Genomic DNA, 20,528 nt, shown 5'->3' with positions numbered 1-20,528 from the left:
GATGATTAAACGTGAAAAAAGGAAAGGTTTTATTTTGCTCTAGTGCAGGAGGGCATTACACGGAATTATTACAGTTACGCCATCTTATTAAGAAGTATAATGGAGTTATTATTACTGAAAAAACGAAGATTTCAAAAGAGACAGAGTTTCCAACAGAGTATTTAATGTATTGCTCTAAAAATGATGGATGGATCTATATTTTTGAATATCTTTATGTATGGTTAGTTTCGTTCATTTATTTTATCAAGTATAATCCTAAGGTTATTATTTCTACAGGTGTTCATTCAACGATTCCGATGTGTGTTTATGGGCGTTTATTTGGTAGAAAAGTGATTTATATTGAAACAGTTGCAAATGTTCATACGCCATCAGTTAGTGGGAAATTAATGTATAAAATAGCTAATGAGTTTTATATTCAATGGGAGGAGCTATTAGAAGTTTACCCAAATGCTATTGTAGGAGGGTGTTTATTTTGATTCTCGTTCTATGTGGGACACAAAAACAAGATTTTACACGTCTTATGCGTCTTGTTGAACAGGTCGCAGATCGTGAGGAAGTCATTATTCAAGCGGGCCATAATCATTACGAAACTGATAAAATGAAATTATTTAGTTTTATTCCTAATGATGAAATGGAAAAATTATATCAACAAGCCAGTCTGATTGTGACTCATGCTGGAGCTGGTTCTATTCTTCAAGGTGTTAAAAATCATAAAAAAATTATTGCAGTACCTCGTTTAAAGAAATATCATGAACATGTCAATGATCATCAAATTGAGCTAGCGACTAAATTAGAACAATTAGGATGTATTTTGGCATATCAGGATGGAGAAGATTTTATCTCCTTATACGAGAAAGCTAAAACATTTAATCCGCTTCCTTTTAATCAAAAAGGAAATATTGAAGGCTTAATCGATCAGAGTTTAGAAAAATATTTAAAATAAGGTGAGATAAAATGAAGCAAGCTTTTTTAATTGTGGCACATAAAAATTTTGAACAAACAAAGCAATTAATTGAATTTATTGCAGATGAGGATCACCATGTCTATATTCATATTGATCAGAAGAATGACGGCCTATTTAATCAACTCAAACAATATTTCCAATCCTTCAACACTGTTTTTTTCTTAGAGCAACGAATGAGCATTAATTGGGGGGGGCTGTCTCAAGTATTAGTAACAATTCAATTATTAAAACAGGCGAGTAATAGAGGCTATGATTTTTATCATTTAATAAGTGGACAGGATTTATTTATTAAGACTAAGAAGGAAGTATCGTCATTTTTAAAAAAGAATAAAGGACGTCAATTTCTTGAAACTTTAGACATAGAAGAAAATCTATGGCGAATCAAAGGCTATTATTTATTTAGTGATAGTAAGTATAATCGAACACGACCGGTTTACATCATTAATAACTTCCTTTCAAAGTTTTATAGAAAATATCCTCTTCGCCCTAATTTTAAGGGATATAAATTATATAAAGGTGCTAACTGGTTTACACTGTCTGGAGATTGTGTTGAATATATATTAAATTATTTAAAAGAGCATCCTGAATATATCAGAGACTATAAGTATACGATTTGTGCAGACGAACATTTTTTCCAAACTTTGATTTTAAATTCTCCATTTAAAAATACGGTAGTTCATAATACACTACGTGAAATTCAGTGGAATGGTGGACCAAACCCTAAAACATACACACTTGAAGATTATCAATTAATCTGTGAGAGCGAAGCATTATTTGCACGTAAATTTGATTCAGAAGTAGATAATGAAATTATTAAAAAAGTATATCAGTATATAAAAGAATAATAAGAAAAAGCTATACGACGTTCTATCAACAGTTTCAGTTTTGGGGTTGAAAAAACAAAAATACATTGTTTTTTACTATATAAAATACAGTGTCATTATCATCTAAAAAAATAGTATTTTAAGCGTAAAAAAACAAAACATTTTTTCAATAGGTATTTGCAATCCCTTCGTGTTTAAACGGCTTCATGATAAACGAGTCGTTTAAATGCTTTAAATCACCAATATTTATGTCAAATAGAGACAACAAAAAGAGAAGTAGTCTAAGTTAAGACTACTTCTCTTTTTTTACCCTTTTATCGCCAACAGTTCATGTCTCCCATAAAGAGAGTTTATATCCCTAACAAGATGAATTTAAAAAGCAACCAATAGGTTGCTTTAAAGAATGGATGTTTAATTATTTATCAAATAAAGACATAACCTCTTTTTGATTAGAAAGCGTAGCTTCCTCTGTTGAAAGACTAAACATGACAGCATTATTTGCCATCGTTGTATTATAGAGCACGCCTGTGGCATTACTTTTATAAAACAATTGATTAATCGTTTCAGAAGTAGAAGTGACATAAAAGCCTAACACATCACCTAAATCTGTATCTTCAAATGAATAGTATTTTACATCTGTACCTCTTTCTTGAAGGTTTGGTTCTAAGTTAATAGATTTCTGTATTTCAGTTAGGGTCACTGGTTTATCTCCTAACATTTTCTCGCTCATACTTAGATAATCATCAAACAGATTAGATGGTTCTTGATTGAGTTTAGCAGCAAATACTTTGAATAAATCCATATCAACGGTATTTAACACGAGAGACGATGCTGATGTATCTGCTCCGTTAGAAGAGATATGGCACGCCACTGATAATGAATTTGAGTCATGATGCTTTGTATATAAAATGTCTGTTATCCCCTCTTGGTCTTTCGGTTCTGAAACCATTAACTCTTCGTTATCAGTAGCAAATGTGTAGATTTTTTGATTACCATCTACCATTTCCTTAGGAGCATAATTTGATAACATTTCCGTTAACTCAACAACGCTTAATGGCTCGTCCACTGTGTTTTGTGCTACTTCAAAATACGCATCCTCTAAAGATTGAAGGTCCATTGCTCCTTGTTTCGAACACCCTAATGTAATGAAGCAAATGAAGACTCCCAGAAAAAAAGATGTTTTCTTCATTAACTATCCCCCCTTAATTATTGGCTTTGTTATATTATACTATAAAATGGATTAAATATCATTTATTAAAATTATGGCTTAATTAAGGCTTTGCTTCTCTCTTTAAAAGACTATTATAACCAATTATTTACAAATATAGGGTTATATAGTAAAATAGTAACTGTCAAAAATAAATGACAAAAACAAGACAGGGAGAGATTTCTTAACAAAGGGGAGCTCTCTGAAATCATCATTTTTATATTAAGAATTACAATCAGTTTTACAGCTTAATTTACAAAAGCTTTTACATTAAGTTTTACACACATGAAAATAGCGGTCATAAATTTATTACCACAATTTTTAGCTATGTAAAAACAGGTGTAAAAAATAACATTTTATTTGATTTAAAATGTCTAAAAACATTGATAATACAATAAAAGCAACCATTGTAAAAATGGCTGCTTTTTTCTTTGCAAAAATTAATGTAATTTGATTTTTTCAACCCCAAAACTGAAACTGTTGACGTTCTATCGTATAGCTTTTTTAAGTGGAACTTTGTCAAATAGTGTTGCTGATTAAATGGTGACCTATTACAGTGAAAGACTAAATTGAAATCCTAGCGGCTATGCTGCTAGGATTTTTCTTTTAGGTTTAGTTAAATTTTGAATCATAAGAATACGTGATTTAATTACCCTACTAGTGGAGGAAACATGCTTCGCATGGCAGGTGACCCAATGATAGAAATTACGATATCCAAAGGCAATACGCTTAATGACTTTAATTTTATTATTAATTCCTTCGATTGGACCATTTGTATAGGGAGTCGTTAATGTGTTTTTGATATAAGCTTGATACGTTTTAAAGGTTTGAAAAGCTGTTTGAAGTTCAGGAGAAATAAGCGGATGTTCTGTTTCAAGTAAGTGATTCAAGCGATTGATGTTTTTGGTTTGAATAGCGAAAAGTAAATCTTGATAAAGATCATAAGTTGCTTTTAATTCAGGTGATAAATCAAGTAGGAAGTTGAGGATATCTATTTCACGCATGGGTTGTTTAAAACAGTAAACTGTTCGATAATTAGTGGTGTTAAGTAGCGTGTGAGACTTTAAAAATAATCGCCAATAACGTTTGAATTTACGACTGTGTTTCTTAAATTTTTTCATGATTCGAATACGAGTTTTATTGAGTGCACGAGAAAGATGTTGAACTAGATGGAATTTATCAATGATCATTTTGGCATGGGGAAAAAGCTCCTTAATCAAGCTCATGTAAGGAGCATACATATCGATGACAATATGTTTCACTCGAGCCCGTGCTTCTTTGGTATACCGCTGAAAATAGGTTGGGAGTGAGCTTAAACGACGATCTTCAATGATATCAATGATTTGTTTGGTATCTGCATCGCAAAAGATAAAAGACATGTGACCCATTCCCTAGCAGTGGAGGATTTATGCTTCGCATGCTAGGTGACCCTCGGCAGACTTAACGGACTTAAACTCATCAAAACAAAGATTTTCAGGAAGGTAATTAAAGTTCAAAGTTTGAGCCTCATAAAAGCTATGGATGATCCGATTGACAGTTGAATGAGAGACCTGATGACGACGGGCAATATCGCATTCTGAAATCTTATTTTGAGCGTCTAACGCAATGGCATGTTTCGTGTGATAAGAAATATAACAGTTCTTTTCAACGATTGAAGTGTTTAGTGTAAAGGTAGATTGGCAATGGCCACAATAATAACGCTGTTTTTTTAACTCTAAATAGGTATCATGGAGTGAGACTTTTGGAATGACAATTCGAGAGGTTTTAAATCCATGTTTCTTAAATTTTGAATCAAATAGAGTTCCGCATTTTTGACAATGAGTCGGTTGATACGAGAGGATTCCTTTAAAAATAAAGCTAGTAATTCCGTTTAATTTCACTTCTTCAAGATAATCGTCCGGAAATGTAATGTTTTTATCTTTAATATTTAAAAGTTTTCTAGTAAAATATGAGTGAGACATCAAATCTTATCCTTTCAATATTGTTTTAGCCGATAACATTGTAACAGGATTGAGACTTGAGGTCTCTTTTTTTTGATGCCATGAAAAAAGTGCTGCTTACTCAGCAACACCAAATATTATAGAACCTTTTAAGTTAAAAAAAACACAAGCAAATGCTTGTGTTTCTCCAAAATACCGTAGGTGTTAGGATATAAACCCGCTAAATTAGCAGGTGGGCATCGTATCTAATACGTTAGGAGTCCTAGGTGGAAAAAGCTAGGCATTCAACACGGTATTAGAGAATCGGATTCCCTTATCAAAAGTGTTCGGATTTAAAGAACTAATCACCTTACGCATATCTCAGATTTTGATTAGATTTTATCATGTTCTTGGTAAAAAGACAATAACCTGAAATAATAAATCTCATGATTCATTGATTTATCATGGCACCAAATTGATCGACAATCTGATTGCAGATTGTTAGATTATCTAGGGCCATTTTTTATCATGTTTAGGGGACATGATGAATGGTTATATTAGATAAACTAGTTTAAAATGTGTGTGTGTTTATTCATAAAAAATAATAAAGTTCAATCAATTTGGATTTTAATTTTATCATGTTCATGAATATTAATCAACTATTAATTTAATATTTTAAAAACTTCTCTAAATTGTATGATCATTAAGCGAAATTCATTTTTAATTGGTGGCTTCATCATATCTAATCTATAGGTAATCTAAATGAATATAATGACCCAAATTGCCGTAAGTGTTAGGATGTAAACCCGCTAAATTAGCAGGTGGGTATCTTATCAAATTCTTTAGGAGTCCTAGGTGAAAAAAAAGCTAGGCATTCAACACCGAATTTGAGAATCAGATTCCCTTATTAGAAATGTTCGGATTTAAAGAACTAATCACTTTACGTACAGTCCAGGATGTTTTGGATTCGGGTCACTCATGACCGGATACATATCCTAACATGTCGTGCCAACAAAATCAATATGATTGGTTCTGGAAAGTCTTAGTTAATGGGCAGGTTATGAATGATACCCAAATGGCCGTAAGTGCTAGAGTATAAACCCGCTAAGTAGCAGGTGGGTATCTTATCAAATTCTTTAGGAGTCCTAGGTAGAAAAAGCTAGGCATTCAACACTGAATGTGAGAATCAGATTCCCTTATTAGAAATGTTCGGATTTAAAAAGTTAGTCACTTTACGTACCATTCAGGAATAACCTTTTTCATGGGGAAAGCTATCTTAACATGAAAGAGAATTGAAATCAACAAGGGAATGCTTGGAAAACCGAATCCTTATTGATAAAGAAAGTAATCCTCTCTATCAGAGGCAGGAAAGCTATCTTAACACGAGAATGAATTAAAAGCAATCAGGTGATATCTGGAAGTTAATATGAATCTAACAGATTGATAGGAGTGGTTGTACATAGAAACAGAAATGTATTTTACAACTCTACATCAGTGTTAGTTGGTAATAAAATTTAATACTGGTTTCCTATGCCATTTCGAACCGAAGTAGGTTGAGAGTTCCCTGTCGATTTCTGAAAGAAATCTATTCTTCCTTTGCTAGGAGTGTAAAAGTTTTTACCATGTAAAAAACTTATCTGAACTTATATATTTAGATTTTAAATTAGTTTAGAAAATAAAAAAACACGGGTACGGACCCGTGTTCTTCTTAATTGCCCAAATTGCCGTAGGTGTTAGGATAAAAACCCGCTTGGTAGCAGGTGGGTATCCTGTCTAATACATTAGGAGTCCCAACAATGTTGGGCATTCAACACCGTATTAGAACACCAGATTCCCTTATCAGAAATGTTCGGATTCAACAACTAATCACCTTACGCACAATCTAGGGAAACTAAGAGAGAGTGTATATTCGTTACAATCGCTAAATAGGAAATTCAGAATATACGTGTTCAAGAAGAGCAATAATAATAGATTATCTCACATATATAATTATCAGACGTACAGTGACTTGATGTTGCATACCTTAATCCGACGTATAGGTATCATATCGGCAACAAATACTCACTGCAAATTTACTTCTCTTCTTGACAGTACTAGTATGAGCAGATTGTGTAATTTTAATCGTTATTACAATAAAAAAATTAAAAAGTTCTATTCATTTTAGACGCTCTTCATAGCATTTTGGACATAATAAAGGTATAATCAGTTTATAACTTTTAAATAGAAAGAGTAAGGAGCTTCAAAGATATGTTACATCAATTTTCTAGAAATGAATTAGTCTATGGACCAGAAGGAACAGAAATCTTAAAGAATAGTACAGTTGCTATTTTAGGTATTGGAGGTGTTGGGTCATTCGCTGCTGAAGCATTAGCACGTACGGGCGTTGGAACATTAATTTTAATTGATAAAGATGTCGTTGATATTACGAATGTTAATCGTCAAATTCATGCGACATTAAAAACAGTTGGTCGTTCTAAGGTAGAAGTTATGGCAGAGCGTATTGCAGAGATTAATCCAAATTGTAATGTTATTCAAATGCATATGTTCTATAATGAAGAAACTGCTCCAAGATTATTCGAACATCAGATTGATTTTGTTGTTGATGCTTCAGATACGATTACATTTAAAATTCATTTAATTAAACAATGTCTACGTCGTAAAATTAAATTTATTTCATCAATGGGGGCAGCCAATAAACTAGATCCTACAAAATTTGAGATTGCAGACATTCACCAAACGTCTTATGATCCAGTAGCGAAGGTAATTCGTACAAAGCTGAAGAAAGAAAAAGTGAGTGGAAAAGTTCCAGTTATCTATTCAACAGAAAGTCCAATCATTGGACGAGAAGATACGTTAAAGGTTGTTGGAAAAGAAGATAGTGAAGTTCGTAAACAGCAACTACCACCCGCTTCAAATGCTTTTGTTCCAAGTGTGGCCGGATTAATTGCAGCAAGTTATGTGGTTCGTGAATTAACGAAGTCAATTCCAATTCGTCGTAAAGAGCACTAATAAGTATGAAGGAATGTGAGAAAATATGAAACAAATTGTTTTAGCTGGAGGATGCTTCTGGGGAGTTGAAGCATACTTTAAACGTATCAAAGGGATTATTAAAACAAAAGTTGGGTATACGGATGGTCTAACGGCAGATCCAACCTATAAAGAAGTTTGCACAGGAAAAACGCATCATGTTGAGGCTTGTGAGATTTTTTATGATGAAACGATCATTTCATTAGAACGAATTTTAGAACATTTATTTTGCATCATCGACCCGACCTCTTTAAATAAACAAGGTGGAGATATAGGAACACAGTATCGGACGGGTGTATATTATGAAGATGAGGCAGACGCAGAAGTGATTCGATTATTTATTAATCAAGAACAATTGAAGTATGAAGATGAAATTGTTGTTGAAGTTAAAAAGCAGACAGCTTTTTATGATGCAGAGGAATATCATCAAGATTATTTAACTAAAAATCCAACAGGTTATTGTCATGTCAATTTATATCGAATTCCAGAAGAAGATTTAAAAGAAGAGTATCGATCAAAATAAAAAAGATTAGCTATGAGCTAATCTTTTTAAATTAAAGTTATTTCATTTAACAAAAAATCAAGTTCTCATGTTAGAATAGAATTATTTCAAAAGAGGGAGTGAGTCCATTCGAAAATGAAGCGAATTAAAGAAGTGATTAAACAAAAGGCAAAGGAGTATCATGCTAGACGAATTTATGGAGAACGTCAAGTCAAACATTTTTTATTAGTGACGTTTGTCTTAATTCAGTTGGGATTATTCGTTGAATTTGGATATTATTCAACGATTGGTCATTTAGGACAAAGCATAGCATTTGAAATTTTCAAGGTTCATGTTATCAAATTAGGATTGATTTTAGGCTACGCTTACTTGATTGATCTATTAGTTTCATTTATTGTTGGGACGAATCCACACACAGTGAAAGAAGGAATATTTTTTCCTTTGAAGCGTCCAACATTTTTATTTAGCACGTTATTAATTTTGATGTTTTCATTAGATGCCCCTATTTCTGTTTTTTGTATGGCAATTATGGTCATGACTATTTTTTCACAAAATACAAAAAAGGGTCACACGTTTTATCATCTTCATCCTGCATTAATTGGTTATTTTATTGGAGTACTTGGAATTAAAATGACTAATTATAATTTAGGATTAACTGAACTTCCCCCGATGCTATCAGCCCCCTATATGGTAGTAACAAATGCGCTTCATCCATTGTCCTTCGATGGTTTTATTTCAGAATATTACTCGTTACAAACAGTAATCTTTGGAATCTTTGAGGGCAGTCTATGCTTTACACTCATTATTCCTTTATTACTAAGTGCCTTATTTTTAGTGAAGCGTCAAGTCATTGATTATAAAGTATCGTTTCTTTATTTAGGTGTTTACGGATTAGTAAGTATTTTGCTAGGTGTTATTTTTCAACAACCGAATTGGTTAACGATTTTGTTCTTATTAAATGGTTCGGTGTTAATAACAGGAATTTTTATTTTACCAGATATTGTTGTTTTAGATAGACATTTAATGTTTAAATATGCTTATATTATTATTTGTGGCATTTTCTCAGCCTTATTAAGTTACTTTATTCATTTTATCTTTGCGCCATATTTAGTGGTTATGCTGGTGCAACTTGTCACATTGGGGGTTGATTTTATCAAAAAAGTTATTTATCGAAAACAACTTTTAATTGCATAGTGGGTCCTAATCTTTGTTAGGACTTTTTTTATATCTAAAATAAGCATAATCATATTCTACACACTTATAATATAAAGACAATAGTAGCAATTAGTTGAGATAATGAGGTGTTAGAGATGGATGAATTTTTTAATAAACATAGTCGGATGATTCGTTATTTGCTTTATGCCATTGCCTGTTTAGTCAGTTTAGTGATCTTATTTTTATTTATTCAAACATCACCCGTTTGGGGAAGGATTTGGAGTGAAATTTGGGGAAGTTTATTTCCATTTTTTGTTGCATTTTTACTGGCTTATATTATTCATCCGCTTATTTTGTGGATTGATCGAATTCGTTTACCCCGAGTAATTTCGGTGTTTTTATTTTATGTCGTTGTATTTGGAAGTTTATATGGAATTATTTCGTGGTTTTTACCAACCATTATTAGAGAAATTCATGATTTGATTTTAAATTTACCCATTTATTTAACAGCTATTCAAAATCAATTACTAATCTTTGATGAACGAATGGGTTTAAATTTAAGTGAGATATTTTTTAGTGAATATAATACGTGGGTCAGTACGTTAACAGAGCATATTCGTGAAGTGACTGGTTTTACTTTTAACTTAATTTTTTCAATTGTCGGGTCATTAATGTTTATTGTTATTGTTCCAATTGCGTTGTTTTATTTTTTGAAAGATTATGAAAAAATTTTGAATGGGTTATTAAAGTTAGTTCCGAAACGATATCGATCACATGTTGCTTCTTTGTCTAGCTTATTAGATGATTCGTTAGGTTCTTATATTCGTGGGCTAGCACTTATTATGGTTTGTGTCTCATTAATTGCGACCATTTTATTAATGTTTGCTGGAATTGATTATGCTTTACTTTTCGGATTTTTAATTGGTTTAACTGATTTTATTCCTTTTATTGGACCCTTTATTGGTGCCATTCCTGTGATTATTTTTGCGCTCTCTATTTCCTGGAATAAGGTTATTCTTGTCATTATTATTCTTGCTATTTTACAAGCAGTTGAAGGAAATTTTCTACAGCCATTTATTATTGGACGTAATTTAGATATTCATCCTTTGTTTATTATGATTTTAATGATGCTTTCAGGAAGTTTTTTTGGTCTAAAGGGAGTATTTTTTGCGATTCCAGTCTTTTTAGTGATTCGTACGGTTACTCGATATATTCATAATTTAAAAAGTTAATAAAATAAAAGAGAGGATAATGAAGGATGTAAGGGTTATTTTTTATAAGTAAGTGATACGTAAAAAACGACATAAAACTTTCAAAAAGTACAATTATCTCTTGAAAAAATGTTTTAAAATAAATAGGTTTTTGGTAGAATTAATAACGAGTTGTTATATAGTCCCAATAATTGTTTAAATTTTTATGTTGAGTTAAAAGGATTAACTAAAAATGAAAAGGCTATTTTTTTGTTTTTCGCTATAACCTTTAAGACTTCAGCTATAATAATAAAGACTTATATAGCGGTATTTTATAGTCATTAGGAGGCTCCATATGAAAGCAAGTAAGTATATCGATCATACAGTTTTAAAACCAGAAACGACAAAAGCACAAATCTTAACATTATGTCAAGAAGCCAAAGAACATGATTTCGCTTCAGTTTGTGTTAATCCAACTTGGGTTTCTTTATGTGCAGATGAATTACAAGGAACAGATGTAAAAGTTTGTACAGTAATCGGATTCCCTTTAGGAGCAACAATGAAAGAAGTTAAAGCATTTGAAACAAAATGTGCAATTGAAGCCGGTGCAACTGAAATTGATATGGTTATCAATGTAGGTGCTGCTAAAGATGGTAATTGGGAATTAGTATATGAAGATATTAAAGCAGTTGTTGATGCTGCTAATGGAACATTAGTTAAAGTAATCATTGAAACTTGCTTGTTAACAGATGAAGAAAAAGTCAAAGCTTGTGAAATGTCTGTTAAAGCTGGAGCTCACTTTGTTAAAACATCAACAGGATTCTCTACAGGTGGAGCAACAGTTGAAGATGTTCGCTTAATGCGTCAAACTGTTGGTGAAACAGTAGGTGTTAAAGCATCAGGTGGAGTTCGTACATCTGAAGATATGAAAGCGATGCTTGAAGCTGGAGCTAACCGTATCGGAACTTCAGGCGGAGTTGCTTTAGTACAAGGAAAAGAAAACACAACAGCATACTAAAATATCATTAATTAGAGGAGTGAAGTTTATGGCAATTCCAACACCACACATTGGATGTTCTGAACAAGGTGTTATCGCAGAAACAGTTTTATTACCAGGAGATCCATTACGTGCGAAATTTATCGCGGACACATTTTTAGAAGATGTTGTTCAATTTAATACAGTACGTAATATGTTCGGATATACTGGAACATATAAAGGGAAAAAAATCTCTGTTATGGGTTCAGGAATGGGGATTCCCTCAATCGGAATTTATTCTTATGAATTAATCCACTTCTACGGAGTGAAAAACTTAATTCGTATTGGATCTTGTGGATCAATTCGCGAAGATGTTAAAATCCGTGACGTTATTATTGGAATGGGTGCTTGTACAAACTCAAATTACGCTGCACAATATGAATTACCAGGAACATACGCACCAATTGCTTCTTGGGATCTATTAAATAAAGCAGTGAATGTTGCGAATGAAAAAGGAATTGAAGTTAAAGTAGGTAACATTTTATCTTCAGATACATTCTATGATGCTCAAAAGGATTCATGGAAAAAATGGTCTGCAATGGGAGTTATGGGAATTGAAATGGAAGCTGCTGCTTTATACATGAATGCAGCTTACGCTGGAGTTAATGCCTTATGTATCTTAACGGTTTCAGATTCATTAGTAACACATGAAGTAACATCTGCAGAAGAGCGTCAAAATACATTTACTCAAATGATGGAGATTGCATTAGAATTAGCATAATTTTTCTTTCAAAAGAACAACCAGTTTTGGCTGTTCTTTTTTTATCTTCAATAAGTAGCAAGGATTGATGATTTCGCATGAATGTATCGTTAAAATGTGTATAAAATTATAGTTCTAACTGATATTAAATAAAGTAATGGTGGATTAAAAAGGATGTGAAGGAGTTTGTTTAAAAAGGTCATAAGAATTTATTTTATGATTTGTGTCCTTTTACTAGGGGCATGTCAGACTAATACGTCATCAACAACGTTAGCTTTATTAGATAAAGTAATTTTTACATTTGAAGCCAAAAAACCAATCATCATCAATCATTCCAATGAAAATCAGTCATCTTCAAATCACATAATGGATGGAACTTTTTTAAAGCCTGAAAAGCCAAGTGATCAAAATCAAGAGACTGATCATAAAATAGTTGAAGAAACGACTCCTGAAAAGCCACCTATACCTGATAAAAATGAAGCAACAGATGATGTGATAGGATTTTATGATACTACAATTGAACAAGAGGTGATTGAGCTAGTCAATGATTTACGCCTTCAACTTGGGCTTGAGGCAGTTGAACAGTCTGAGTCATTAACAACAACTGCGCGTTTAAAATCGGAGGATATGGCTAAGTATAATTACTTTAGTCATGAAGGACATTTAACATTCGCCAGTCTGGTAGAAACCTATCAAATATCCTGTCAGATAAGTGGTGAAAATATTTTCAAATCTCAAAGTCCATTACTAGTTGCCCCAGAAATTTTTGAAGCTTGGAAGCAATCACCAACTCATTATGCTAATATGACGAATGAACAGTTTACAAAAATGGGTATTGGGGTTTATGGAATTGAACAAGAGGGTGTACGAACATATTATGTCACCCAACATTTAACGGATTAAACGAAAAAATATGGAATTTTTTTGATTTAATCCTTAAAATAACCTATAATGAAGGTGCACAAAAAAAGATAGTAAATAGAAAATAGGTGGTGACTTTATGGAAGTTCGTCAATTTGATGATTTAGGTTATTCCTTAACAACAATTAAAACGGATAAATTTAAGACAAATTTAATTTCAGTTTCATTTCAATCTGAAATTAATCGTGAAACAGTAACGAAACGTTCTTTACTTCCTTATGTTTTACGTTCAGCAACAGAAAAATATCCGTCTAAAAAAGAAATTAACACGTATTTAGAATCTTTATATGGAGCCTCTTTATCGACAACAGTTGAAAAACGTGGGCAAACCCATAATATTAAGTTCTATCTTTCATTAGCGAATGAAAAGTTCTTAGGAAATCGTGAACCGTTGCTTGAAGAAGGGGTTGAGCTTTTAAAAGACGTGATTTTAAAACCATTAGTGATTGATGGTGGTTTCAAAGAACAAGTGGTTGAAATAGAAAAGCGTTTATTAAAAGAATACATTGAATCGATTTATGATGATAAAGTATCATACGCCTTACAAAAGCTTGTTGAAAATATGTGTGAAGGTGAAACTTTCAGTATTAATTCAATTGGTTATGTGGATGATTTAGAACAAATTAATGGTCAAACATTAATGGAAACATATGAACAGATGTTAAATGAAAATCAAGTGAATATTACAGTGGTCGGAGATATTGATCATGATAAAGTTTATGAAATCTTTAAAAATCACTTCGATTTTGCGCACCGTTCAGTAAATTTACAAGTCGTTGATCATCAAGATAAAGAAATCGAAGAAGTGAAGGTCGTTAAAGAAGAACAAGATATTTCACAAGGGAAATTAAACATCGGATATCGTACCCATACCCGTATTGGTGATGAAGATTATTTACCATTACTTGTATTCAATGGTATGTTCGGAGGATACGCACACTCTAAACTCTTTATGAATGTTCGTGAAAAAGCATCATTATGTTATTACTGCGCATCTCGCTTAGATAACTATAAAGGTGTGATGTATGTTTACTCTGGAATTGAGTCTCAAAACTATGAAAAAGCCCTTAAAATTATTGATGAGCAACTAAAAGATATGGTGGCAGGTAATTTTACAGATAAAGAAATTGATTTAGCTAAGAAGTCATTAATTAATTCAAAATTAGAATCAATGGATCAAGCTTCAGGAATGATGGCGCATGAAGCTTTAAATAAATTATTACCAACTCCATTAACAGTAGAAGAATGGGTAAACCAAGTGAATTCAGTGACAGCTGAACAAATTGTTTCAGTTGCTAAAAAGATTAAAGAAGATACAATCTTCTTCTTAACAGGGAAAGAGGTGACTGAGTAATGGAGTTTAAAGAATTCCCTCAACTACAAGAAAAGTTATATTATGAACAATTAGAGAATGGTTTAGAAGTATATATGTTACCTAAACGAGGTTTCAATAAGTCATTTGCAACCTTTACAACAAAGTATGGATCAATTGATAATCATTTTGTTCCAATTGGGCAAAGTGAGATGAAATTAGTTCCCGATGGGATTGCGCACTTTTTAGAGCACAAAATGTTTGAAAAAGAAGATTATGATGTGTTTGAAAAATTCTCTGCACATAGTGCCTCATCTAATGCTTTCACATCGTTTACAAGAACATGCTATTTATTCTCTTGTACGAGTGACTTAAAAGAAAACTTAACAACATTAATTGATTTCGTACAATCTCCTTATTTCACAGAACAAACCGTGGAAAAAGAAAAAGGGATTATTGCGCAGGAAATTAAGATGTATGATGATAATCCAGATTTCCGTGCTTACTACGAAATTATTGGAAATCTATTTAAAGAACATCCAGTAAAAATTGATATTGCTGGAACAGTCGAATCGATTCAACCGATTACAGCAGAATTATTATACGAATGTTATAATACGTTTTATCATCCATCAAATATGTTATTATTTGTGATTGGAGATTTCGATGTTGAAGAGATGATGGCATTAGTCCGTGAAAATCAAGCGAAAAAAGATTATAAAAAAGAAGAGCCAATTCCACGTGAATATCCAAAAGAAGAGCCTCAAGCTGTTCGTCCGGAAAGTACGTTAGAAATGGAAGTTGGAACAGCAAAAGTTTTTGTTGGAGTTAAAGATGCAAGTGCGGATCAAGATGGTAAAGATTTGCTTAAAAAGGAAGTGGCCTTAGACATTATTTTTGATTTAATATTTGGTAGCTCATCAACGTACTATGAAGAGATGTTAGATAAAGGCTATATTAATGATACGTTCTCATATGAAACAAATTGTGAATTATCATTTGGCTTCTCAATTGTTGGTGGAGATACACGTTATCCTGATGAGTTAGCACACAGTATTAAAGAAAAATTATTAACAATTCCAACGATGACATTTGATGAAACTGAATTCACACGTATTAAGAATAAAAAGGTTGGACGTTTCTTATCAGCATTAAACTCGGTTGAATTTATTGCAAACCAATTTACTCAGTATGCATTTAATGGAGTTCAATTATTCTCAATTCTAGATATTTTAGATGAATTAAGAATTGAAGATTTACAACAATTAGCAAAAGATTACTTTGTTGAAGATCGTATGAGTATCTTTAAACTTTTACCTAAACAAGCATAAAGAAAAGCTCCCTTTTGGGGAGCTTTTCTTTATAGCTATAATGAAGAAAATAAAAAAGGAGAACTGGTGGGGGGCACCAGTTCTCCGAGAGGGGAATAGTATAAGGTTGCATTGGTACTTAGCGAAAAAAGTTTGCTAAGTTCATAACCCAATACGTTTGTTTGATGAGGGGATGTAAAAAATTAAAAATGGAATGAAAAACAATAATGAAAGGAATGTATTGCATGAACGGGGGGGGTGTTCATGAATACATTTGAAATTATATCAAAATTCGACAAAATAATGTGTCCTTTCTGTGTTCAGTTATGAAAACTTACATGAACACGTTTTCTTTTGAAAAAAGAAAAAATATAAAAGGAAGTTATAAAAGATGAGCGTATATATAGATAAGTGCGCACAAATAAAGAAGTTAAAGGAGATTATTGATATGTTAAATAATGTTGTGTTAGTTGGGCGTGTTGTACGCCAACCTGAATTGATTCAAACTCAAGAAGGGAAAAAAGTTTCGACTGTTACACTGGCCGTAACGCGTTCCTTTAAAAATGCAGCCAGTGGTGAATATGACACTGACTTCATCAATATTACGTTATGGGAAGGGATTGCTAAGAGCGTCGTTGAATATTGTGGTAAAGGTGCTATCATCGGTGTTAAAGGACGTTTGGTTCATAAAACATATGAAATTCCTAATCATAAATCATTACGTGCAGTAGAGGTGGTTGCAGAAAAAGTATCATTTATCCAGACTCGAACTGGTGATCAAAGAAGCGAATTAGAGAATCAGGAAGTACAAATTGAAGAAATAGCTATGTAAATTAAATGAAGCTAAAAAAGTCGTTACTAATGTAGTAGCGGCTTTTTTTATAAAAGTAAGTTAGTTTGAAAAACATAAAAAGAAGTTATTTAAAACGGCTTGAACTTCAAAGCATTATCTGTCAAAATATTAAGATAGAGTTTAATGAAAAGCGGTGACATGATGATTATTACAACAGCATTTGATGAAACAGAAGAATTGATTATAAAGGCGAAAGAGTTGTCTGAATCTTTGCAAGTTCCATATATGGCACGAAATAAAAAAACCGTTAAATATCTACTTGAGCATGTCGATCCTCATATTTTTGTTGTGAATAACCAACGTGGACTAAGTTATTATGAACAGGGACAAGAGGAAGTCTTCTTTCATCCGAATATGGCGATGCATCGAATTAAGCAAATTAAGAATGGGCAATCGGATAGTTTAATGACGGCTTGTCAGCTTAAAGAAGGAATGACTTTTTTAGATTGCACGTTGGGATTAGCTTCTGATACATTAGTTGCAAATTATATTGTTGGACCTACTGGGAAAGTGATCTCACTTGAGAAAAGCTTCCCTCTATCTGTTTTAGTAAGGGAAGGATTACAGTATTATGCCACTAATGAAAAGCTGGAGTGGAAAGCAATAATTGATCAAGTATCCATTATTAATACTGATAATTTGGATTATTTAAAACAATGTCCAGATGAGTCAGTGGATGTTGTTTACTTTGATTTTATGTTTAATCAATCAGTAGAAAGTTCACATGGTATTAAAATAATTAAGCCAATTGTATCATATGATGTGATGACGGAAGAACATGTTCAAGAGGCATTAAGGGTAGCTAAAGAGCGTGTCGTTGTTAAATCGAGTTATGGGAATCATCAGCTAGGGAAGCTTGGTTTTCAAATAGATCGTCAAAATCAAAAACGTCATTTCTTCTATGGAGTTATTGAAAAATCTTACAAATAGGTTCATTAAGTGTGCATCGTTTATACTGTTCGGAACGTAGAAGTCAATAAGATTGAATGAGTGAGGAAAGAACATTATGATTTCATTGATTGTTGCCTTTGACCGTCATCAATTGATTGGGTCAAAAAATCGATTGCCTTGGCATTATAAAGAAGACCTTGCTTATTTTAAGCAAACAACGATGGGGCATGATATCCTGATGGGACGTCAAACGTTTGAATCCATTTTATCGTATCAAAATAAGCCGTTACCAAATCGACATCATTATGTTTTAACAACTACAACGAACTATGATTATGAAGAGGTAACGGTACTTGCGAATTGGAAAACGATAATACAGAATTATCCAAAAGAAAAAGAGTTATTTATCATTGGGGGACGTTCGGTTTATGAACAGATATTACCTTATGCTGATCGCTTATATATCACACATATTGATCAAGTATTTGAAGGAGATACCTATTTTCCAACGATTGATTGGAACGAATGGGTGTGTATGAAAGAGTACTTAAGTGGTGAATTACGATTTGCTGTTTATGAAAGGATGAGTTAAGTTGTTAAAATTTTTATGGATTGTATTAGGAATTTTATTAGTTATTATTGTGTTAGCTATTATTGTTGTTTTATGTGTGAACGCTCGTGTTCAACAATTAAAAGATGAAAAATATTCTGCACAGGAGCGTTTTTCATTTATTAGTTGGGTTGTTTCATGGGCGATTCCAGTACTATTTAATGTAAAAGTGAATGCTAAAGGATTAGAAAAGTTAGACCAAGTTAAGCATGGAGTTATTTATGCAAATCACCAAAGTAATATAGATATTGTCGCAATGTTAAAAGCGATTAAAAAACCACATGGCTATGTCGCGAAAAAAGAGTTAGATAATATTTTCTTATTAAGTGATTCAATGCGTTTAATTCAATGTCAATTCATGGATCGTACAGATGTTAGACAATCAGTTAGAGTCATTTCTGCAGCGGCGAAAAGTGTTAAGGAAGGACATTTAATGGTTATTTTCCCTGAAGGGACACGTATGGTTCAGGCTGAAGTTGGTAGTTTTAAAGCAGGAAGTTTTAAATTAGCTCAAAAAGCAAAGGCGGATATTGTGCCAGTAACCATTTATAATAGTTATGAAGTATCTAAACGTTGGCCACGTCGTACAGTAATTAATATGGAAATTCATGATCCAATTCCATACGAAGCATATGAATCATTGTCGACGAATGAAATTTGTGAACAAGTTGAAGTAATTATTAAAGAGCCAATGAAGGCATAAAAAAAAGACTGTTTTGATTTTCAAAACAGTCTTTTTTTGTCAGAAAAATACATAAATAGGTATAAAAAAATGTTTTATTCAAAAAATATAAATATCTTTTATGATGGAGGATATAAAAATCGTGGAACCTCGACAAGAGAAGGAGTCATTGCAAGCAGTGGTTAAAATAGAAGAATGGCTTTTTCTTATCTTACTTGGAATGATTCCAGTCATCAATTTAATTGCCTTTCTTTACTTGAGCTTTAGTCGAAAGATTAATGTTAACAAGCGTAATTTTGCAAGAGCTGTCTTAATTTACTTAATCATTATCTTAATCTTAGTGATTTTGACAACTATTTTGTTATAAAAGGAGTCATCGACATGAAAAAAAATCGTTCTGTTCAAAGTAATCAGGATTATCCGAGTGCTTTTTCTCACGCTTGGCAAAATGAGATAAATCGCTGCATGTTTGGAAATTTATTAACTCCATTTGAATATGGAAATGAATTTGGGTCAGAATTGATATTTAATGATTTATCTATGACATCAGATGAAGAAAAAAAGAATAGTAAAAAATAAAACTGTGAAGGAAATACCTTTACAGTTTTTGTTCCTTAAGACGAAGTAAAACGCTTACTGGAGTTGAAAATAAAAACCACCCGTCAAACGGGTGGTTTTCACTAGGGCTATAAGCCCTTGTTACCGGCTAGCGTCTCAAGGCGCTAGCTTTCACTTTGTTCAAGCTACTTGCCTTTGCCGCTTTTGCTTACTACTAAAGGAGTTTTCGTATGGCTAGCTACCCTTTAAAAGGGTCTTCATATTCTTTTACACTTAATTTATCCATGGCTATATCATGGCTTTCTTGTTCCTGTCTATATTTCTTAATCGTTGCTTCATTTAATCCAACTGTACTTACGTAATATCCTTCGGCCCAAAAGTGTCTATTTCCAAATTTATATTTTAAATTTGCATGTTTATCAAAAATCATCAATGCACTTTTCCCCTTCAAATATCCCATGAAACTTGAGACACTCATTTTTGGTGGGATACTTACTAACATATGGACATGATCTGGCATCAGATGTCCTTCTATTATTTCTACTCCTTTGTAGGCACATAATTGTTTTAATATATCTCTTATACTGGTTTTATATTGATTATAAATTATTTTTCGTCTATACTTAGGAGTAAACACAATGTGATACTTACACATCCACTTTGTGTGAGATAAACTATTTGCCTTATTGGCCATAAAAATCACCTTTCTCTTCTAAAATAGTAGCCTGAACAACTCTATTATAGGAAGAAAGGTGATTTTTTAGTGGTATAACCCTTATTTCCCACCCGCATAGCAGGTGGTTTTATGTTTCGCACGCTTCGCGAGCTCAACAGGCTAAAGCCTTTAATAAAAAGTGATAATCGCTC

General features: G+C 32.5%; 22 protein-coding genes and 4 other RNA genes. 18 read left to right on the top strand and 8 right to left on the bottom strand.

The features are described 5' to 3' along the window. Positions 1–11 precede the first annotated feature (11 nt). From pssD to NEH74_RS08130, 3 genes are read left to right on the top strand one after another with little or no spacing between them, the layout of a single operon-like run. Positions 12–476 carry a PssD/Cps14F family polysaccharide biosynthesis glycosyltransferase gene (pssD, locus tag NEH74_RS08140; protein ID WP_055274759.1) on the top strand — a complete coding sequence of 155 codons (465 nt, stop codon included), beginning with the start codon at positions 12–14 and terminating at the stop codon, positions 474–476. After that, a complete protein-coding gene (gene pssE, locus NEH74_RS08135) occupies positions 473–943 on the top strand; it encodes a PssE/Cps14G family polysaccharide biosynthesis glycosyltransferase (RefSeq protein ID WP_055274760.1) in 471 nt (156 codons plus the stop codon). Before pssD ends, pssE begins: the two co-directional genes overlap by 4 nt. A gap of 11 nt (positions 944–954) precedes the next feature. Then, positions 955–1,809, top strand: coding sequence for a beta-1,6-N-acetylglucosaminyltransferase (locus NEH74_RS08130; RefSeq protein ID WP_055274761.1), 855 nt, complete (start codon positions 955–957; stop codon positions 1,807–1,809). A gap of 394 nt (positions 1,810–2,203) precedes the next feature. Here NEH74_RS08130 and NEH74_RS08125 read toward each other — a convergent pair whose 3' ends face one another. The 7 genes from NEH74_RS08125 to ssrS (NEH74_RS08095) form a co-directional block, all read right to left on the bottom strand. Next, the gene (locus NEH74_RS08125) at positions 2,204–2,977 is read right to left on the bottom strand and encodes a hypothetical protein (protein WP_055274762.1); all 774 of its coding nucleotides are present in this window, start codon (positions 2,975–2,977) and stop codon (positions 2,204–2,206) included. A 602-nt stretch (positions 2,978–3,579) separates the two neighbouring features. Beyond that, complete coding sequence (locus NEH74_RS08120; protein WP_070099789.1) at positions 3,580–4,374, bottom strand: ISL3 family transposase; 795 nt, start codon at positions 4,372–4,374, stop codon at positions 3,580–3,582. Between the two features lie 27 nt (positions 4,375–4,401). Further along, positions 4,402–4,956 carry a transposase family protein gene (locus tag NEH74_RS08115; RefSeq protein ID WP_070099790.1) on the bottom strand — a complete coding sequence of 185 codons (555 nt, stop codon included), beginning with the start codon at positions 4,954–4,956 and terminating at the stop codon, positions 4,402–4,404. 159 nt (positions 4,957–5,115) lie between these two features. After that, a non-coding RNA gene (gene ssrS, locus NEH74_RS08110) (6S RNA) lies at positions 5,116–5,305 on the bottom strand. Positions 5,306–5,683: 378 nt separating this feature from the next. After that, a non-coding RNA gene (gene ssrS / locus NEH74_RS08105) (6S RNA) lies at positions 5,684–5,875 on the bottom strand. Positions 5,876–5,978: 103 nt separating this feature from the next. Then, positions 5,979–6,167, bottom strand: a non-coding RNA gene (gene ssrS / locus NEH74_RS08100) — 6S RNA. A gap of 456 nt (positions 6,168–6,623) precedes the next feature. Then, positions 6,624–6,806, bottom strand: a non-coding RNA gene (gene ssrS, locus NEH74_RS08095) — 6S RNA. Positions 6,807–7,161: 355 nt separating this feature from the next. Here ssrS (NEH74_RS08095) and NEH74_RS08090 point away from each other — a divergent pair. From NEH74_RS08090 to NEH74_RS08020, 15 genes are all read left to right on the top strand, one after another. Further along, positions 7,162–7,923, top strand: coding sequence for a ThiF family adenylyltransferase (locus tag NEH74_RS08090; protein WP_055305462.1), 762 nt, complete (start codon positions 7,162–7,164; stop codon positions 7,921–7,923). Positions 7,924–7,948: 25 nt separating this feature from the next. Beyond that, positions 7,949–8,464 carry a peptide-methionine (S)-S-oxide reductase MsrA gene (msrA, locus tag NEH74_RS08085; protein WP_055274764.1) on the top strand — a complete coding sequence of 172 codons (516 nt, stop codon included), beginning with the start codon at positions 7,949–7,951 and terminating at the stop codon, positions 8,462–8,464. A 114-nt stretch (positions 8,465–8,578) separates the two neighbouring features. Then, on the top strand, positions 8,579–9,637 hold the full coding sequence (locus NEH74_RS08080; protein ID WP_055305463.1) for an RnfABCDGE type electron transport complex subunit D: 1,059 nt from the start codon (positions 8,579–8,581) through the stop codon (positions 9,635–9,637). A gap of 116 nt (positions 9,638–9,753) precedes the next feature. Next, the gene (locus NEH74_RS08075) at positions 9,754–10,830 is read left to right on the top strand and encodes an AI-2E family transporter (RefSeq protein ID WP_055274765.1); all 1,077 of its coding nucleotides are present in this window, start codon (positions 9,754–9,756) and stop codon (positions 10,828–10,830) included. A 313-nt stretch (positions 10,831–11,143) separates the two neighbouring features. Then, positions 11,144–11,806, top strand: coding sequence for a deoxyribose-phosphate aldolase (deoC, locus tag NEH74_RS08070; RefSeq protein WP_055241998.1), 663 nt, complete (start codon positions 11,144–11,146; stop codon positions 11,804–11,806). A gap of 28 nt (positions 11,807–11,834) precedes the next feature. Then, the gene (gene deoD / locus NEH74_RS08065; RefSeq protein WP_055242000.1) at positions 11,835–12,545 is read left to right on the top strand and encodes a purine-nucleoside phosphorylase; all 711 of its coding nucleotides are present in this window, start codon (positions 11,835–11,837) and stop codon (positions 12,543–12,545) included. A 165-nt stretch (positions 12,546–12,710) separates the two neighbouring features. After that, complete coding sequence (locus NEH74_RS08060; protein WP_147614362.1) at positions 12,711–13,427, top strand: CAP domain-containing protein; 717 nt, start codon at positions 12,711–12,713, stop codon at positions 13,425–13,427. Between the two features lie 97 nt (positions 13,428–13,524). Beyond that, positions 13,525–14,799 (top strand): EF-P 5-aminopentanol modification-associated protein YfmF, encoded by a 1,275-nt coding sequence (gene yfmF, locus NEH74_RS08055; RefSeq protein WP_055274767.1) that lies wholly within the window; start codon positions 13,525–13,527, stop codon positions 14,797–14,799. Then, positions 14,799–16,088, top strand: coding sequence for an EF-P 5-aminopentanol modification-associated protein YfmH (gene yfmH, locus NEH74_RS08050; RefSeq protein WP_068758901.1), 1,290 nt, complete (start codon positions 14,799–14,801; stop codon positions 16,086–16,088). Before yfmF ends, yfmH begins: the two co-directional genes overlap by 1 nt. 427 nt (positions 16,089–16,515) lie before the next feature. Beyond that, positions 16,516–16,899, top strand: coding sequence for a single-stranded DNA-binding protein (locus tag NEH74_RS08045; protein ID WP_055274769.1), 384 nt, complete (start codon positions 16,516–16,518; stop codon positions 16,897–16,899). A 144-nt stretch (positions 16,900–17,043) separates the two neighbouring features. After that, the gene (locus NEH74_RS08040; RefSeq protein WP_237257998.1) at positions 17,044–17,850 is read left to right on the top strand and encodes a class I SAM-dependent methyltransferase; all 807 of its coding nucleotides are present in this window, start codon (positions 17,044–17,046) and stop codon (positions 17,848–17,850) included. A 76-nt stretch (positions 17,851–17,926) separates the two neighbouring features. Continuing rightward, on the top strand, positions 17,927–18,403 hold the full coding sequence (locus NEH74_RS08035) for a dihydrofolate reductase (protein WP_055242010.1): 477 nt from the start codon (positions 17,927–17,929) through the stop codon (positions 18,401–18,403). 1 nt (position 18,404) lies between these two features. Continuing rightward, positions 18,405–19,124, top strand: a complete 720-nt coding sequence (locus tag NEH74_RS08030; protein WP_055242013.1) for a lysophospholipid acyltransferase family protein — start codon at positions 18,405–18,407, stop codon at positions 19,122–19,124. Positions 19,125–19,245: 121 nt separating this feature from the next. After that, positions 19,246–19,470 (top strand): hypothetical protein, encoded by a 225-nt coding sequence (locus NEH74_RS08025; RefSeq protein WP_055242015.1) that lies wholly within the window; start codon positions 19,246–19,248, stop codon positions 19,468–19,470. A 14-nt stretch (positions 19,471–19,484) separates the two neighbouring features. Beyond that, a complete protein-coding gene (locus NEH74_RS08020; protein WP_055242016.1) occupies positions 19,485–19,682 on the top strand; it encodes a hypothetical protein in 198 nt (65 codons plus the stop codon). 217 nt (positions 19,683–19,899) lie between these two features. On the opposite strand, the gene tnpA is transcribed toward NEH74_RS08020, so the two are convergent. Next, the gene (gene tnpA, locus NEH74_RS08015) at positions 19,900–20,355 is read right to left on the bottom strand and encodes an IS200/IS605 family transposase (RefSeq protein ID WP_262941260.1); all 456 of its coding nucleotides are present in this window, start codon (positions 20,353–20,355) and stop codon (positions 19,900–19,902) included. Positions 20,356–20,528: the final 173 nt, after the last annotated feature.

The sequence above is a fragment of the Turicibacter sp. GALT-G1 genome (assembly GCF_025594995.1).
Classification (GTDB): domain Bacteria; phylum Bacillota_I; class Bacilli_A; order MOL361; family Turicibacteraceae; genus Turicibacter; species Turicibacter bilis.
Note: the sequence above shows the minus strand (reverse complement) of the source record. Positions and strands in the feature narration are given on the sequence as shown.